At 74.6% G+C, this 15688-nt stretch carries 15 protein-coding genes; 9 read left to right on the top strand and 6 right to left on the bottom strand.

The features are described 5' to 3' along the window. The 4 genes from ABEA15_RS24195 to rimP form a co-directional block, all read right to left on the bottom strand. Positions 1-902 (bottom strand): translation initiation factor IF-2 N-terminal domain-containing protein (locus ABEA15_RS24195; protein WP_345559308.1); only part of this gene is annotated, 902 nt, incomplete at its 3' end. Positions 903-1117: 215 nt separating this feature from the next. Next, on the bottom strand, positions 1118-1432 hold the full coding sequence (locus ABEA15_RS24190) for a YlxR family protein (protein WP_344142142.1): 315 nt from the start codon (positions 1430-1432) through the stop codon (positions 1118-1120). Then, the gene (nusA, locus tag ABEA15_RS24185; RefSeq protein WP_344142143.1) at positions 1416-2456 is read right to left on the bottom strand and encodes a transcription termination factor NusA; all 1041 of its coding nucleotides are present in this window, start codon (positions 2454-2456) and stop codon (positions 1416-1418) included. The genes ABEA15_RS24190 and nusA overlap by 17 nt, the downstream gene beginning before the upstream one ends. A gap of 24 nt (positions 2457-2480) precedes the next feature. After that, positions 2481-2963 (bottom strand): ribosome maturation factor RimP, encoded by a 483-nt coding sequence (gene rimP, locus ABEA15_RS24180; RefSeq protein WP_345559306.1) that lies wholly within the window; start codon positions 2961-2963, stop codon positions 2481-2483. 514 nt (positions 2964-3477) lie between these two features. On the opposite strand from rimP, the gene ABEA15_RS24175 reads away from it, so the two are divergent. Both ABEA15_RS24175 and ABEA15_RS24170 read left to right on the top strand, forming a co-directional pair. Beyond that, positions 3478-3990, top strand: a complete 513-nt coding sequence (locus tag ABEA15_RS24175; protein WP_344142145.1) for a ferritin-like domain-containing protein — start codon at positions 3478-3480, stop codon at positions 3988-3990. Further along, entirely contained in the window at positions 3991-4452 is a 462-nt protein-coding gene (locus tag ABEA15_RS24170) for a ferritin-like domain-containing protein (protein ID WP_345559305.1), read from the top strand. Positions 4453-4702: 250 nt separating this feature from the next. Here the strand turns inward: ABEA15_RS24170 and ABEA15_RS24165 are convergent, their stop codons facing one another. After that, on the bottom strand, positions 4703-6442 hold the full coding sequence (locus ABEA15_RS24165; protein WP_345559310.1) for a proline--tRNA ligase: 1740 nt from the start codon (positions 6440-6442) through the stop codon (positions 4703-4705). Between the two features lie 338 nt (positions 6443-6780). Here ABEA15_RS24165 and ABEA15_RS24160 point away from each other — a divergent pair, with 338 nt between their 5' ends. After that, the gene (locus tag ABEA15_RS24160) at positions 6781-7617 is read left to right on the top strand and encodes a spermidine synthase (protein ID WP_344142147.1); all 837 of its coding nucleotides are present in this window, start codon (positions 6781-6783) and stop codon (positions 7615-7617) included. A gap of 14 nt (positions 7618-7631) precedes the next feature. On the opposite strand, the gene ABEA15_RS24155 is transcribed toward ABEA15_RS24160, so the two are convergent. Next, positions 7632-8318 (bottom strand): hypothetical protein, encoded by a 687-nt coding sequence (locus tag ABEA15_RS24155; RefSeq protein WP_344142148.1) that lies wholly within the window; start codon positions 8316-8318, stop codon positions 7632-7634. A 412-nt stretch (positions 8319-8730) separates the two neighbouring features. Here ABEA15_RS24155 and ABEA15_RS24150 point away from each other — a divergent pair, with 412 nt between their 5' ends. The 6 genes from ABEA15_RS24150 to ABEA15_RS24125 all read left to right on the top strand — a co-directional run bounded on the left by ABEA15_RS24150 (position 8731) and on the right by ABEA15_RS24125 (position 15353). Continuing rightward, entirely contained in the window at positions 8731-9738 is a 1008-nt protein-coding gene (locus ABEA15_RS24150; RefSeq protein ID WP_345559302.1) for a DMT family transporter, read from the top strand. A 119-nt stretch (positions 9739-9857) separates the two neighbouring features. Beyond that, positions 9858-11114, top strand: coding sequence for a sensor histidine kinase (locus ABEA15_RS24145; RefSeq protein WP_345559300.1), 1257 nt, complete (start codon positions 9858-9860; stop codon positions 11112-11114). Then, positions 11111-11776 carry a response regulator gene (locus ABEA15_RS24140; protein ID WP_344142152.1) on the top strand — a complete coding sequence of 222 codons (666 nt, stop codon included), beginning with the start codon at positions 11111-11113 and terminating at the stop codon, positions 11774-11776. Before ABEA15_RS24145 ends, ABEA15_RS24140 begins: the two co-directional genes overlap by 4 nt. A 221-nt stretch (positions 11777-11997) precedes the next feature. Then, positions 11998-13251 (top strand): cytochrome ubiquinol oxidase subunit I, encoded by a 1254-nt coding sequence (locus ABEA15_RS24135; protein ID WP_345559298.1) that lies wholly within the window; start codon positions 11998-12000, stop codon positions 13249-13251. A 46-nt stretch (positions 13252-13297) separates the two neighbouring features. Next, positions 13298-14416 carry a cytochrome d ubiquinol oxidase subunit II gene (locus ABEA15_RS24130; RefSeq protein WP_345559296.1) on the top strand — a complete coding sequence of 373 codons (1119 nt, stop codon included), beginning with the start codon at positions 13298-13300 and terminating at the stop codon, positions 14414-14416. A gap of 568 nt (positions 14417-14984) precedes the next feature. After that, a complete protein-coding gene (locus ABEA15_RS24125; protein ID WP_344142155.1) occupies positions 14985-15353 on the top strand; it encodes a hypothetical protein in 369 nt (122 codons plus the stop codon). The last annotated feature ends 335 nt before the right edge of the window (positions 15354-15688 follow it).

The following is a 15688-nucleotide window of genomic DNA, read 5'->3' as shown; positions in this document are numbered from 1 at the left end:
CGGCCGCCACCGCCGCCGCTGCGTCCGCCGCCCGCGGGCGCCGGACGGGACGAGGGCATGTTCATCGGGCTGGGCCGCGGACCGCCCGGCCGGGGACCGGCGTTCGCCGGGTTGGGCCGGGGACCGCCGGCGCCGGGAGGACCCGGGCGCGGGGCCGGACGCGGCGCACGGTCACCGCCGCCGGAACGCGTGCCGGCACCGCCCTGGCCGCCGCTTTGACCGCCGCTCTGGCCGCCCTGGCCGCCGCCCTGCTGCGGGCCGGGCCGCGGGCCCGGGCGCGGCGCGGGCTTGGAGCCCATGCCGGTCGCCGTCGACGCGAACGGGTTGTTGCCGGGGCGCGGCCCGGTCGAACGCGGACCCGGGCGCGGGGCCTTTCCGCCGTCGGAGGAGGAACGCTCGCTCCGCTCGGGGCGGCCGCCGCCGGGCTTCTCGGACTTGGACTGGCCCGGACGCGGTCCGGGCTTGGGGCCAGGCTTGGGCGCGGCGCCCTTGGGCGGACCGGAGCCGGCGCCCGCGCCGGAGCGCGGACCGGACTGCGGTGCCTGGGCGGCGCGCTCGGACTGGCCGCGCGCGGGCTCCTGCTCGCCGCGCTCAGGCTCCTGGCGCGGGCCGGGCTTGGGGCCCGGCTTGGGCGCCGCGGGGCGCGCGGGCGAGGCGCCTGCCTCGGCCCCGTTCGCGGGTGCCTGCGGACGCGGCTTCGCGCGGTCGCCGCCACCGGACTGCTGGGGGCGGGACTCGCCGGAACCGTTGTTGAAAGCTTCCTTGAGACGACGAACGACGGGCGCCTCGATGGTCGATGACGCCGACCGAACGAACTCACCCATTTCGTTGAGCTTGGCCAGAACGGCCTTGCTCTCGACTCCGAACTCCTTCGCGAGCTCGTATACCCGGACCTTCGCCACTGCTCTCCTCTACTCGGTCCGGGACATGGGCTTGTTCCGGACCGTCGCTAGCTTGACGTACTCATCGCTGCGTACTCATCGAGCGCTCATCGCAATCTCGACCCGCTTCCTCGTCGTTACACAACAATGGGTCGACCACGTCGCAGATGCCGACATGGCAAGACCCGCCGCCGTACGGTTTTTACAACCATTGGGGCGGCGTGATCATTCCAACCCTATCCGGATCCCGGTGCGTCGCCAACGCGCGGACCGGCGGCGAACAGGGCGTCGACGCGCGAGGTGTCGAGGCCCTGCGCGGACCGAAGCGCCCGCGCCAGGCCTCCCCGCCGCTTCGCCGACTCCCAGCAACCGGGATCCGCGTGCAGATACGCACCCCGACCGGGCATACGCCCGGGAGGGTCCGGCACCGCGGCCCCGGAAGAGGCCACCAGCCGCATCAGGTCGGACTGAGCTGCCCGCGACCTGCACCCGACGCACGTGCGTACGGGACGGGATCGGCCGCGGCTCCCCAGTCTAGCGCGTCGGCGCATCTGCGTGCCCGGTGGGCCTTCCGGGGTCGTCGTCGGGCGACGCGTCGATGGACGTCTCGTCGGGGTCGCCGGGGTCCGCGTCGGACCGGATGTCGATGCGCCAACCGGTCAGCCGGGCGGCGAGGCGGGCGTTCTGCCCCTCTTTGCCGATCGCCAGCGACTGCTGGTAGTCGGGAACGGTGACGCGGGCCACCTTCTCGGCTTCGTCGAGCACCTCGACGTGGCTGACGCGCGCGGGCGAGAGCGCGTTGCCCACGAAGACCGCGGGGTCGTCGGCGTGGTCGATGATGTCGATCTTCTCGCCGTTGAGCTCGGCCATGACGTTGCGGACACGGCTGCCCAGCGGGCCGATGCAGGCGCCCTTGGCGTTGACTCCCGACTTGTTGGAGCGCACCGCCATCTTGGTGCGGTGGCCGGCCTCGCGGGCGATGGCCGAGATCTCGACGGTGCCGTCGGCGATCTCGGGCACCTCCAGCTCGAAGAGCTTGCGCACCAGGTTGGGATGGGTGCGCGAGAGTGTGACCGAGGGGCCGCGGTGGCCCTTGCGGACCTGGACCACGTAGGCGCGCAGGCGCTCGCCGTGGCCGTAGTCCTCGCCCGGCACCTGCTCCTGGGGCGGCAGGATCGCCTCGACCCTGCCCAGGTCCACCAGCACGTTGCGGGGATCCTTGCCCTGCTGGATCAGGCCTGAGACGATCTCGTACTCGCGCCCGGCGAACTCGCCCAGCGTGAGCTCGTCCTCGGCGTCGCGCAGGCGCTGCAGGATGACCTGCTTGGCGGTCGAGGTCGCGATGCGGCCGAACCCGGTGGGCGTGGCGTCGTACTCGCGCAGGACGGCGCCGCCCTCGTCGGTCTCGGCCGCCCATACGGTCACGTGCCCGCTCGTGCGGTCCAGTTCGACGCGCGCGGAGGACTCGGTTCCCTCCTGGCGGTGGTAGGCGATCAGCAGAGCGTCCTCGATCGCCTTGACGACGAGGTCAACCGAGATGTCCTTCTCGCGCTCAAGGCTGCGTAGGACACTCATATCGATATCCACGGGGCTCCCCCTCTAGTCCGCCGCGTCCACGTCGGATCCGCGGCGGAATTCCACCTGGACCTTGCCGCGCCCCAGGTCAGAATAGCCATAGGAGCGGTTCTGACCGTCGACCTCCAGGGTGACACCGGAATCGTCGGCGCCGGTCACGCGCCCTTCCACCTGGCCGCCGTTGGCGGTCGCGGCCCGCACGAGGCGGCCGCGCGCACGCCGCCAGTGGCGGGGCAGGGTAAGCGGGCGGTCGACACCCGGCGAGGTCACCTCGAGCACGTAGGGCGCCTTGCCCATGGCGTCGGACCCGTCGAGCGCCGCGGAGATCTCCTGGCTCACCTCGCCCACGGCGTCGAGGTCGACGCCGTCGTCGGAGTCGACGACGACCCGCAGCAGCCGCCGCTTGCCCGCCGGGGTGACCTCGATCGCCTCCAGTTCCAGGCCGACTTCGGCCAGGACCGGCTCGACCAGCTCGGCGAGACGGTCGTGGCGAGCCTGCGCGCCCATCGGTGATCCTCCTCGGCGAATTCCGCCCGCGGACGGATGTCCGGGGCGGTCCAGCTATAGCGGTCGTCCACCGCACGTCGCGGCGACGTCGTGTGATGTCAAGGGTATCCACTGTCGGCGGTTGCCCATGCCCGAACAACCCTCCTTGTCAGCGCAGAGTCCTCGCCGGACGCCGCGATGCGCGGCGGCACCGGCGCGCGATCGGTCGTCCGGGGCGCCCGGCGCAGGCGCGGCCGCCGGTGCGTGAGGCGTCCGGATACGGGCGCCCGCCCGGCTCGGCGCCTCCGTTCGGGCCCCGGCCCCGCGGCGGGCCGCCTGCACCCGTGCGCCTGCGCGCACCCACAGCGCCGGTCATGGAAGGATGGGGGACCGATCCGCACCCCGGTGTCCGGGATGTCGCCGGCAACCGCTGCCGGACGGCCCGGCGCGGCCGCCGGCAGTGTGCGGCACCCCGCTGGCACGGCGAACGGTCTCACCTCGGCACGTCCGGGGATCTTCCTGGTGAGGAGGGAAGGTGGGCAACGACTACGGCGCCGTCAGCCGCCGTACGGTCGTCGCCGGCGCGCTGGCGGGGATCGCCGCGGCGGCGCTGAGCGGCTGCCAGGGGCCCCGGTGGTACCCGAGCGAGATCAGCCCCGACGAGTACGTACTGCGCGCGGTGATAACCGAGAAGCGCAGGCTCATCGCGCGCTATGAGGCCGGTGTCTCCGCGGGCGACGGCCCTGTCGACCTGCTGGAGCGGGTGCTGGGACACCACCGCGACCACCTGGCCGCGCTGCGCGAGCGGCTGCCCGAGCGGCCGGGCCGCGAACCGGAGGCCCCGGAGACCGAGAAGAGCCCCGGCCCCGGTCCCGCTCCCGTGGGCGACGAACCGGTGCCGGTGTCGGGGCTGCGGGTGGCCGAGCAGAGCGCGGCGGCCTCGCGCGCCCGCCAGCTCGCCCGCCTGTCCGACTCCGGTCTGGCGCAGCTCGTCGCGTCCATCGGCGCCTGCGAGACCGGCCACGCTCGACTGCTCTCGGAGGCCTGATTGTCCGCGAGTCCCGAGAACGGCGAGTTCGGCACCGTTCCCGCCCTCCAGGCGGCACTGCACGCCGAGCACGCCGCCGTGTACGCCTACACCTACGTCGGCGCCCGGTCCGGCGGCCGGCAGCGCGAACGGTGCTACGAGCACCTGGAGGCGCACCGGGCCCAGCGCGACACCCTGCGGGTGGAGCTGAACGAGCGCGGCGCCACGCCCGACCCGGGCCGGCCCGCCTACGAGCTGCCCGAAGGCGACCGCGACTCCGACCTGGACGCCTACGCCCAGCGGGTCGAGCGCCAGGCGGCGCAGGCCTACCTCGAACTGGCGGCCGCGCCCGCGGCGGCGGTGCGCGACCTCGCGCTGCGCTCACTGCAGGACACCACGCTGCGCGGGATGGAGTGGGGGACCCGGCTGCCGGTGTTCCCGGGCTTCGTGCAGGGCACACCGCCGTCCCAAGCCGGAAGCTGAGGCGGCGGGGCGCGTCTGCCGGGTCGCTGTCCTCCTGCGCGGCGCCCCGGCACCGCTCCCGCAGCGTTCTCCTCAGTCGACAGGCGACCCGCCACGGTTCCTTCCCCGGCCGCGTGAGAGCGGCACCGCCTCCTGCCGCAGCGCCCCGCGCCGGAACAACGGCCCCCGCGCCTCGGGCGCGGGGCGCACCCGAGTGCGCCGCCCGCTACAGACGGACCCGTCAAGCACCCCCGTGCGCGTTCGGCGGGGGTCAGCCCGCCGCGACGGCCGAGGCGACGCGCTCCGCGGCCCCCTCCAGCGCGATCTCCGCACGCTCGCCGGAGGCGCGGTCGCGCAGCTCCAGCCTGCCCTCGGCCAGGCCCTTGCCCACGATCAGGCTCGTGGGCACGCCCAGCAGCTCGGCGTCGGTGAACTTCACGCCCGGGGACACCCCCTTGCGGTCGTCGACGAGCACCCGCACGCCGCGCTGCTCCAGCTCCTCAGCCAGGCGCAGGGCGACCTCGATCTGCTCGCCCTTGCCGGTGCCCACCACGTGCACGTCGGCGGGTGCGATCTCGCGCGGCCACACGATGCCCTTGTCGTCGTGCGACTGCTCGACGACGGCGGCGACCACGCGCGAGACGCCGATGCCGTAGGAGCCCATGGTGACGCGCTTGGGCTTGCCGTCGGCGCCCAGCGCGTCCAACTCGAAGGCGTCAGTGTACTTGCGGCCGAGCTGGAAGATGTGGCCGATCTCGATTCCGCGGGCGGAGTAGAGCGTGCCGCGGCCGTCGGGCGAGGGGTCGCCCTCGCGGACCTCGGCCGCCTCGATCGTGCCGTCGGGCACGAAGTCGCGCCCGCACACCAGGTCCAGCACGTGGTGATCGGCCTTGTCGGCGCCGGTGAGCCAGGAGGTGCCCTCGACGACGCGCGGGTCGACGAGGTAGCGCAGCTTGTTGACGAGCAGCCCGTTGGGGCCCACGTAGCCCTTGACCAAAAAGGGGTGGGCCGCGAAGTCGGCGTCGTCCAGGAGCTGCACCTCGGCCGGGTGCAGGGCGGCCTCCAGGCGCTTCATGTCGACATCGCGGTCGCCCGGCACCCCGATGCCCAGGACCTCCCAGTCGTCGGCGCCGGGAGCGCGCGTCTTGACCAGCACGTTCTTCAGCGTGTCGGCGGCGGTGAAGGTGCGTCCGAGCCCCGCGGCGTTGAAGAAGCCCACCAGCGTCTCGATGGTGGGGGTGTCGGGGGTGTGGTGCACCTGCGCCTCCGGCAGGCCCTCAACGGACGCGGCGGGCGGCGCGGGGGTGCTCACGGCCTCGACGTTGGCGGCGTAGTCGGAGGCGGTACTGCGGACGAAGGTGTCCTCGCCGGTGGGGGTCTCGGCCAGGAACTCCTCCGAGGCGGAGCCGCCCATGGCGCCGGACTGGGCCGAGACCGCGACGTAGCGCAGCCCCAGCCGGTCGAAGATGCGGATGTAGGCCCGGCGGTGCAGGTCGTAGGAGTACTGCAGGCCCTCGTCGTCGAGGTCGAAGGAGTAGGAGTCCTTCATGTGGAACTCGCGCCCGCGCAGTACGCCGGCGCGCGGGCGGGCCTCGTCGCGGAACTTCTCCTGGACCTGGTACAGGATCACGGGGAAGTCCTTGTAGGAGGTGTACTCGCCCTTCACCAGCGAGGTGAACAGCTCCTCGTGGGTGGGGGTGAGGGCGTAGTCGCCGCCCTTGCGGTCGCGCAGCCGGAACAGGGCGTCGCCGTACTCGGTCCAGCGGCCGGTGGCCTCGTAGTACTCGCTGGGCAGCAGCGTGGGCAGCAGCATCTCCTGGCCGCCGATGCGGCCCATCTCCTCGCGGATCACCGCCGCGACGTTGTCCAGCACGATCTTGCCCAGCGGCATCCAGGAGTAGATGCCGGGCGCGGCGCGGCGGACGTAGCCTCCGCGCACCATCAGCCGGTGGCTCGGCACCTCGGCGTCCGCCGGGTCCTCGCGCAGGGTGCGCAGGAACAGGGTCGACATCCGCAGCACGGCCACTCCTCAAATCGGTGTCACTAGTCCGGCCAGGTCCGGTCGCCTCAGCCGCCCGCTCCGGCTCCGTGCGGGCGGGCCCGCGGGTCGCGCGCCGTCCGACCGCACCCGGGTACGGGGGCGGCTCCGCAACAGCGCGCCTCGCCCGCCGCGGGCGGTAGGTGAGAGGAGTTCCAGGCTAGCGCCCACGGCGGGTGCGGGCATACGCCCGGCGGTGAGCGCTTCGGGGCCTCGGGGGCGGCCGCGGGCTCCGTGCCGCACCGCGGCGCCCGTTACCTTGGGATGCGGCCGGGAATCGGCGGCGAGACGCGAACAGGCGGGGTCGGCACATGGCGCACGGGAACGGGGCACAGACGCGGCGGCCCGAGGTCGAGCTGATGCGCGACGCCGACCGCGCCGACTCCTGGCTGCTGCTGGTCGACGGGACCCCGCAGTCGCACGTGGACCTGGCCGACCCCACCTACCTGGACTTCGAGTACGTCCAGCGGATCGGTCACGCGATCGACCTGGCATTTCCCGGCGGCGCCCCGGTCCGGACACTGCACCTGGGCGCCGGCGCGCTGACGCTGGCCCGCTACGTGGCGACCACCCGGCCCGGATCGCGCCAGCGGGCCGTGGACGACAACCCGCGGCTGATCGAGCTGGTGCGCGGGTCGCTGCCCTGGGACCGCCGCGCCGACCTGCGGGTGGCCACCGGCGACGCGCGGGAGTGGCTGGCGCAGCGGCGCAGCGGCAGCGCCGACCTGGTCGTGTGCGACGTCTTCACCGGCGCGCGGACTCCGGCGGCCCTGACCTCGGCGGAGTTCTTCGCCGAGGTCGACAGGGTGCTGGACGCGGGCGGCCTGTGCGCGGCCAACGTGGGCGACGGCCGCCGGCTGCGCCACGTGCGCGCCCAGGCGGCCACGCTCGCCGCCGTCTTCGCCCACACCGCGCTGATCGCCGCCCCCGGGGTGCTGCGCGGCCGCCGGTTCGGCAACTTCGTGCTGCTGGGCTCCCAGAGCCCGCTGCCCACTGCCGAGCTGGCCCGGCGCGCCCACCGCGACCCCGACATGGCCGCACTGCTGGAGGGCGCGACCCTGGAGCGGTTCGTCGCCGGCGCCAAGGCGGTCGGCGACGCCGACGCGACCGACTCCCCCGCCCCGCCCGACGACGTGTTCGCGCGCTGAGCCCCGCCCGCCGGTCAGTCGGGCAGTTCGTGGTCCAGCAGGAAGGAGAACTCCGGGGTCTGGCGGATGCCGACACCGCCGTCGGCGTCGGGCTGGGTCGCCATGCCGGTGACGCGGCCGTTGCGCCACCAGATGATCTGGTCGGTCACCGGGTCGCCGTCCTGCACCAGGCTCTGGAACGTCTGGTAGAGGAACGGGATCAGCGAGGCCGAGCGCTTGCTGCGCAGGACCGCGTAGAGCATGGTGTTGGGCGAGGGCAGCATGACCACCGCGCCGTAGGGCATGGGCTCCTGGGCGACGTCGACCAGCCGCATCACATGCGACGATCCCGGCCAGCCGATCCCGTGGACCACGTGCACCGGGGTGTCGGCGCTGGTGTTGAAGGTCTGCAGGTCGTAGGGCTCGTAGGCAAGGTTGCGCATGGCCGCGAACCACAGGTCCTGCTTGCCGACCCCCCATGCGCGCGCGTGCCGGACGTCCAGCACGGCGGCCTCGTAGGTCTGCGGGTTGGTCCGGTAGCACAGCAGCGCGGTCAGGCGCGGGTTGACCGAGTACGCGAGCTTGTCGGTGCCCAGGCCCGAGGGGTCGCCGGTCAGGACGATCCGCAGGTGGGGCTGTGCTGCGGCGAACGGCTCGGCCAGCAGCCGGCTGTGCGCGTCGGGCGGCGCCGGCTGCCCGTGGGGGTTGTAGGGGGCGTTCATCGCGGTTTCGGTCGCTCCTGACTGGCTGCGGTCGGCGGGCCGGCGTCCGTCCGCCGCCCGGGCGCCCGTCGCGGCCGTGGGCCGGGGTCAGGGCGCCTGCGGGGTGCGGTCGGGGCGGGGCCGCGGTCCGCGACGGCCGCGAACGGCGTCGTCGGAAGTATCGCATCCGCGGGCGGCCGTCCGCGCCGCCGATGGCCCGGTGATCCGGTGACCGGGTGCGGTGCGCTAGCCTCACCGCCATGCTGTGTGGAACGCGGCTCTTCGCCGCTCCCCCGCCCTGGAGCTGACCGAGGGCCGCGCCGCGGGGCGGCACCGGGCGCGCCGCCGCACGGGCGTGCACGGATGCGCACGGGTCTGCGCCGCGGGCCCGCCGACGGGTCCCCCGACCGCTGTCGACTCCGGAGCGCCGACCGTGTCCGATCCCGCTCTCCCTTTCGCCCGCGCCGCCGCTGCCGGCGCGCTTCCTCCGGCCCCGCCGCCCGCGGGCGGCCCCGACCGCGGCGAAGGCACGCGCCGCGGATTCGCCCTGCTGGCGGCCGCCGGGCTGCTGTGGGGCACCAGCGGGCCGGCGGGCCAGAGCCTGCAGGCCGCCGGGGTGACGGTGCTCGCCGTCGCCTGCTACCGGCTGCTGTTCGCGGGGGCGGTGATCGGCGGGTGCCTCGCGCTGGCCGGGCGGCTGCGGCGGCTGCCGCGCACTCGCGGGGTGGCGGTGCGCCTGCTGGTCAACGGACTGCTGCACGCGGTCTTCCAGTGCTGCTACTTCGCCTCGCTGACGCAGCTGCCCGTCGGCCTGGCGACCCTGGTCAAGATCGGCAGCGTGCCGGTGTTCGTCGCCGCCGGGATCTGCCTGGCCGCACGGCGCGCGCCGCAGGCCCGGCTGGCGTTGTCGGTGCTGCTCGCCGTGGCGGGACTGGCCCTGCTGATCGGGTTCCCCGCGACCGCCGCCGGCGCAGGCGAGATCGCGCTGGGCATGGCCCTGGCGCTCGGCGCCGGGCTGACGTTCGCGGTAATGACGCTGCTCAACCGGTCGCCGGTGGCCGGACTGGACCCCCTGTCCAACGCGGGCCTGGGGCTGCTGATCGGCGGCGTGCTCCTGCTGCCCGCCGGTCTGGCCGCCGGCATGGCGGTCCCGTTGGAGCCCGCGCCGGCGGCCCTGCTGGTGTACCTGGGCCTGGTCCCCACGGTGTTCGCCTACCTCGCCTACTTCGGCGGCGTGAGCCGCGCCTCCGACGCCGGGGCCGCGGTCGGCACGCTCGCCGAGCCGCTGACGGCGGCGCTGCTGTCGATGGCCCTGCTGGGCGAGGAGATGACGGCGATCGGCGCGGTCGGCGGCGTGCTCCTGGCCGCGTCGATGGGCACCGACTACGCCGCCGGCGTGCGGGACCGGCGCAGGCGGCGCCGGAGGCGGAAGGCGGCGTGACCGCACGGACGGCGCGGACAGCGCGGTGCCGCCGTGTACTCCCGGCGGAGTAGCCGCGCGCCCGCGGAACCTTCCCGAGGAGGACGGGACGCGGGCAGTCCGGAGCGTAACGTCGAAGAGTGCTGTCTGGACTCATGCCCCTGCGCGGCGATGCGCTGACGGCCGCCGTCGCGGCCGTCGTGGTCATCGGTTCGCTCACGGTCGTCCAGGGGGCCTCCGGCACCGCGGACGTGTGGCGGGCGGTGATGCCGTGGGGAATGGCGCTGATGGTCGCCGCGGTCGCCGCGCTGGCGTGGCGCAGCCGCTTTCCCGTGCCCGTCGCGCTGGTGGCCGTCGCGGCGTCCACCGTCTACTACCCGCTGGGCTTTCCCGACGGCGCCGTCGGGCTGGCCGGAGTCGTCGCCCTGTTCGGGCTGGCCGCCGACGGATACCGATGGCAGGCCTGGACTCTGGGCCTGGCCCAGTTCCTGGTCATCCACGTCTGGGAGGCGGTCGTCTTCGGTTCGCCGCGCCTGGACTCGGCGGTGGCCGTGCTGGAGATGGTGCTGGTCGTGCTGATCGCCGGCGAGGTGGTGCGCCGGCGACGGGAGAACCGGACGCTGGAGCGCGACCGCGCCGACGAGGCCGCGCGCGGCCGGGAGGAGGTCCTCCTGCGCCGCGCCTCGGAGGAGCGGGTGCGGCTGGCCCGCGAGGTGCACGACGCCGTCGCGCACAACATCTCGCTGATCAACGTGCAGGCGGGCACGGCGCTCTACCTGATGGATTCCCAGCCCGAGCGGGCGGCGGAGGCGCTGGCCACGATCAAGAGGACCAGCAAGGACACCCTGCGGGAGCTGCGCGCGACGCTGAACGTGCTGCGGTCCGTCGACGAGCAGGCGCCGCGCGCTCCGGCGCCGGGTCTGGAACGCATCGAGGAACTGGCCGACGGCGCCCGCGGTGCCGGACTGGAGGTGCGCGTGGTGCGCAGGGGCGGCGCCCCGCCACCGGGCGCTGCGGGCGCCGAGGCCGCGGCCTACCGCATCGTGCAGGAGGCGCTGACCAACGCGGTGCGCCACTCCGGGGCCGCCGCCGTCACCGTCGAGGTGGACTGCGGCGACGACGATGTGCGGGTGCTGGTCCGCGACGACGGCGCCGCTTCGGCGGACGGCTTCACCTCCGGCAACGGCATCACGGGGATACGCGAGCGGGTCGCTGCCCTGGGCGGGGACGTTGCGGTGGGGCCGTGTCCGGGCGGAGGATTCGCCGTGCGGGCCCGGCTGCCCGCCACCGCAAACGCCGGCGCCCCGGCCGGGGCCACGGCCGAGGCGGCGGATTCGGCCGCAAACGGCGGTGACGGCGGCCGCGGGGACCGGGTGCGAAGGGAGCGGCGCGGGTGATCAGGGTTCTGCTGGCCGACGACCAGGCGCTGGTGCGCGCCGGGTTCCGCGCGCTGCTGGACAGCGCCGAGGACGTCTCCGTGGTGGCCGAGGCCGCCGACGGCCGGGAGGCCGTGCGGCTGGCCGCGGCCGAGCGCCCCGATGTGGTCCTCATGGACATCCGGATGCCGGTGCTCGACGGCCTGGCGGCGACCCGGCGGATACTCGCCGACCCCGCGCTGGAGTCGGTGCGGATCGTCATCCTGACCACCTTCGACCTGGACGAGTACATCTTCGAGGCGCTGCGCACGGGTGCCAGCGGGTTCCTGGTCAAGGACACCGAGCCCGAGGACCTGCTGCAGGGTGTGCGTGTGGTGGCGCGCGGCGACGCGCTGCTGTCGCCGGCGGTGACGCGGCGCCTGATCGCCGACTACGCCGGGCGGCCCAAGCGCCCCGAACCCTCGGCGCGGCTGGCGGAGCTGACCGAGCGCGAACGCGAGGTGCTGGTGCTGGTGGCCGCCGGGCTCTCCAACGAGGAGATCGCCGAACGCCTCGTCGTCAGCCCCGCCACCGCGAAGACCCACGTCAGCAGGACCATGGTGAAGCTGCGGGTCCGCGACCGCGCGCAGCTCGTCGTCCTCGCGTACGAGAGTTCGCTGGTGGCGCCCGGCTGGATGGACTGACGGCCCCCGACGGGCGGCCGATGCGGCTCGCTTCCGCTGCCCCTCAGGGACCCCCGACGCTTTCTGCGGGAACCCCCTTACGCCCGGAGCGGTAGCCGGCCCCCTCCGGCCGCCCCGGCCGGAGTAGCGGGGATGCCTCCCGGTGGACGATGTGCGGCGCGGTGCCGCGCGGCCATGATCGGCGACGTCATCCTCCACCGGACCCGTGAGGCGCCACCGCCATGTTCGACGACCCGCTCCTGCTGGCACGCGTGCAGTTCGCGCTCACCGCCGGCGTCCACTACCTCTTCGTCGCCCTGACCCTCGGGCTGGCTCCGTTCATCCTGTTCGGTCAGCTCGGCGCCACTGTGCGCCGCGACGACGCGCGGATGCGGGCCGTGCGCTTCTGGGGCGGCCTCTACGTCGTCAACTACGCCATGGGCGTGCTCTCCGGGCTGGTCATGGAGCTGCAGCTGGCGCTGAACTGGAGCGGGCTGAGCGACATGTTCGGCTACGCCTTCGGCGCTCCGCTTGCCGTCGAGACGATGGGCGCCTTCTTCGTCGAGTCGACCTTCCTGGGCCTGTGGATCTTCGGCTGGGACCGGATGAGCCGCTGGGCGCACCTGGCCTGCTTCGCGGTCGTGACGGCGACGGCCTACCTGTCGGCCTACTGGGTGCTGGTGGCCAACGGGTTCCTCCGCTACCCGGTGGGCCTGCGGATGGAGGACGGCGTGGCGCACGTCGCCGACCCGGCGGCGCTGATGGCGAACCCGTCGACGCTCATGGCGTTCGGCCACGTCTGCGTCAGTGCACTTCTGGTGGGCTCGTCGGTGGTCATCGCCGTCAGCGCCTACCACCTGGCCCAGCGCCACGACCCCGACCGGATGTTCCGCCGCGGCGTCCGCTGGGGCACCGCCGTGTTCTCGCTGGCGCTGCTGCCCACGGCCGCGATCGGAAGCATGCAGTTCATTCTTTACGACCGCACTCCGCCCGCCAGCGGACTGACCTACGGCCCCGCGGAGATCGCCGAGATCGAGGCCGGCGGCCGCGCGCCCGGCGTGTTCGGCGGCCTGGGCGACGCGCTGATGATGGGGTCCTGGGCGCTGATGTTCCTGATCGCGCCAGTGCTGCTGGTCGTGTGGCTGCTGCGCCGCCTGGACCGCTGGCGGGGCGTGCTGTGGCCGCTCGTGCTGCTGCCGTTCCTGCCGTTCGGGGCCAGCGTCGGCGGATGGCTGGTGCGCGAGACGCAGCGCCAGCCCTGGGCGGTGGAGGACCTGCTGACCACCGCCGACGCGATGACCGACATGACGCCGGCGATGGCCGCGGTCTCGTTCTCGCTGTTCACCCTCGCCTTCGCGGTACTGGCGACGGTGACCTACGTGCTGCTGGTGCGCTTCGCCCGGCTCGGCCCCGAAGGCGGTCCGCTGGCGCCCGCGCGCACCGGCGGCACGGAACCCGGCGGGGTCGCGGAGGACCCGCCGGTGCACACGTTCTGACCCGCGGCATTCGCCGACCGATCCTTCTCGCCCATTGGAGCACGCCGTGGAAATCCTTGCCGTTGTCCTCCTCGCCGGACTGGTGGCGGGGTATCTGGTGCTCGCCGGATGCGACATCGGGCTGGGCATGCTGATGCCCTATGCGGCCCGCACCGGAACCGAGCGGCGGCGCGCGGTCTCGGCCATGGCGCCCTACTTCCTGGGCAGCGAGGTATGGCTGCTCGGCGCGGTCGGTGTGGCCATGGGCCTGCTCCCCGAGCTGAAGGCCGTCGTGATCACCGGCATGTGGCCGGTGTTCGTGGCGCTGCTGGCCGGCTGGCTGTTCCGCGACGCGGGGCTGTGGATGCGCGGCCGCATGCGCGCGAGGGCGGGGCGGGCGGTCTGCGACATGGGGATCGTCGGCGGAAGCTGGACGCTGGCGCTGAGCTGGGGGCTGATCGTGGGCGGGCTGCTGGGCGGCGGCGCGGTGCTGACCCCGTTCGCGATCGCCTGCGCGCTGACCGCGGCCGCGCTGTTCGCCCTGCGCGGTGCGGCGTTCGGCGCCGAGCGGCTGGTGCCCGCCGCGGGTGCGGGAGAGGCGGGCGGGCGGGAGCCCGCTCGCGCGGCGGCGGCCGGGCCCGCCGGTGCCGGCTCCGCCGGTGTGCTCGCCTCGGGCGGGGCCGCAGCGCCGAAGGTGGCAGGCCGCTCGGCGGAGACCGGCCTCGGCGGAACCGGCGCAACCGGTGGTGCGTTCCCGGCGGGCGGGGAGGGAACCGCCGACAACGCTGTCGCGGCCGACACCGCCGCCCGGGCCACGCGCCCTCTGGCACGGGCTGCGCTCGCCGCGGGTCGCCTCGCAGCGGGCGCGTCGGTGCTGCCCGGCGGCGCGGCGCCGGACCGCCCGCTGACCGCCGCGGCGGTCGCGCTCGTGCTGCTGGGGCTGCTCGCCGCGACCTCGGGGCTGTGGGGGCCGCGGCTGTCGCGGCACACCTCGGCGGCGGCCCTGGCGGCGGTTCCGGTGCTCGTCGCGGCGGCGGTGAACCTGCCCGTAGCCCCGGTTCCGGACGGCGTAAGCGTGCTGTTCTGGTCGGCCATGGCGCCCGTCGCCCCGTTCATGGTGCTCGGCCAGGTCTGGCTGTACCGGATGGTGCGCCGACCGGCGCCGGGGCCGGGGTTCTTCGCCTGATCCGGGAGCGGGCGGGCACGCGGGCCCGCCCAAGCGCCCGCCCGGCGCCGCGCCGATCGCGAAGCCGGAGCGGCGGGGCCCGGCGCCGCGGAGGCAACACCGGTCGAACCCCGGGGACCGGTTGGCCGTGCCGCGCAGCGGGCACGTGTCGAAATGCAATGCCGCCCATGTGGGCATCCGGCGACCCGCTCCGAGGAGGCACCATGCCCGAGTCCGCCCCCAATCCGCCCGCCCCGGCCGGCTGCAGCTGCGGTTCCGGCTGCACCTGCGGCTGCCAGAGCGGCGGTCCGTGCAACTGCGGCGGCAGCTGCGGCTGACCGCCCCGTGCCGCCGGTTCCGCGCCCGCGCCGGAGCCGGCGGGCGCGCGGTCTCCGAGCGGCGCGCCCGGCCGACCGTGCGGGGCCGGACCCCAGATCCCTCCGGTCGGCGATACGCGAACACGGAACGAAACGGCGCGTCCAGCCGACATCACGCTCGGTAACCTGCGACAATCCACGTTCGGGGTAACACCGCCGACGGCCGCGGCGCATCGCGCGCGGGCGGCGCCGGCGCCGCAGGGGGAGGCCGCATGTCGCTCTCGGACATCTTCGCGTCCACGACCGGCCAGCTCGACGACCACGAGCGGCTGCGCATCTACGTCGAGGGGATCCGCGAGCGCGCGGCCAAAGCGGTGCCGTGGGGCCCCGACACCGTGGGGCTTCCGGCGCAGGCCGGCGAGAACGCGCTGATGCGGATCAACGACATCGCCTTCTACGCCAACGCCCGCGAGGAGATCATCTCCTTCGCCGACTTCTGCCTCGCCCTGCTGGACTCCCACCGCCCGCGCGATGCGGGCGCCCTCAGCAGCGGCAGGGTGACTCCGGCGCAGCGGTGCCGCTGCTGCATGCTGCGCTGGCCCTGCCCCACCGTGCGGGAGATGGCGCGGCTGGTGGACTGACCGCCTGCGGCGCCCGCCGGCCCGCCGGGCCGTACCGCTGCACTCCGGACGCCACTGCGCGGGCGGTTCCCGGAGCGCCACCCGCCGGCGGCGGGGCGCGATCCACCGCCGACAGGCGGCGCGTAGGCGCCCGGTGTCCGGTCCGCGCGGGAACCCCGCTGCGGACACTCACCATGCCGGGCCTCACTACCGAAAATAAATGTAGAACCGGTTCCACCGCAATAGCCCGGAACCGCTCGGTACAGGCCGATGACGACGGGCTCCGGCCGGGCGAGCGCGGAGGGAGAACGCGATCCACTCCGGATCCGCTCGGGAAGCGGTGCCCGACCGGCGCT

The organism is Streptomonospora halophila, assembly GCF_039542725.1.
In the GTDB taxonomy this organism is placed as follows: Bacteria; Actinomycetota; Actinomycetes; order Streptosporangiales; family Streptosporangiaceae; genus Streptomonospora; species Streptomonospora halophila.
The sequence above is the reverse complement of the archived record's forward strand: the minus strand, read 5'-3'. Positions and strand labels throughout refer to the sequence as shown.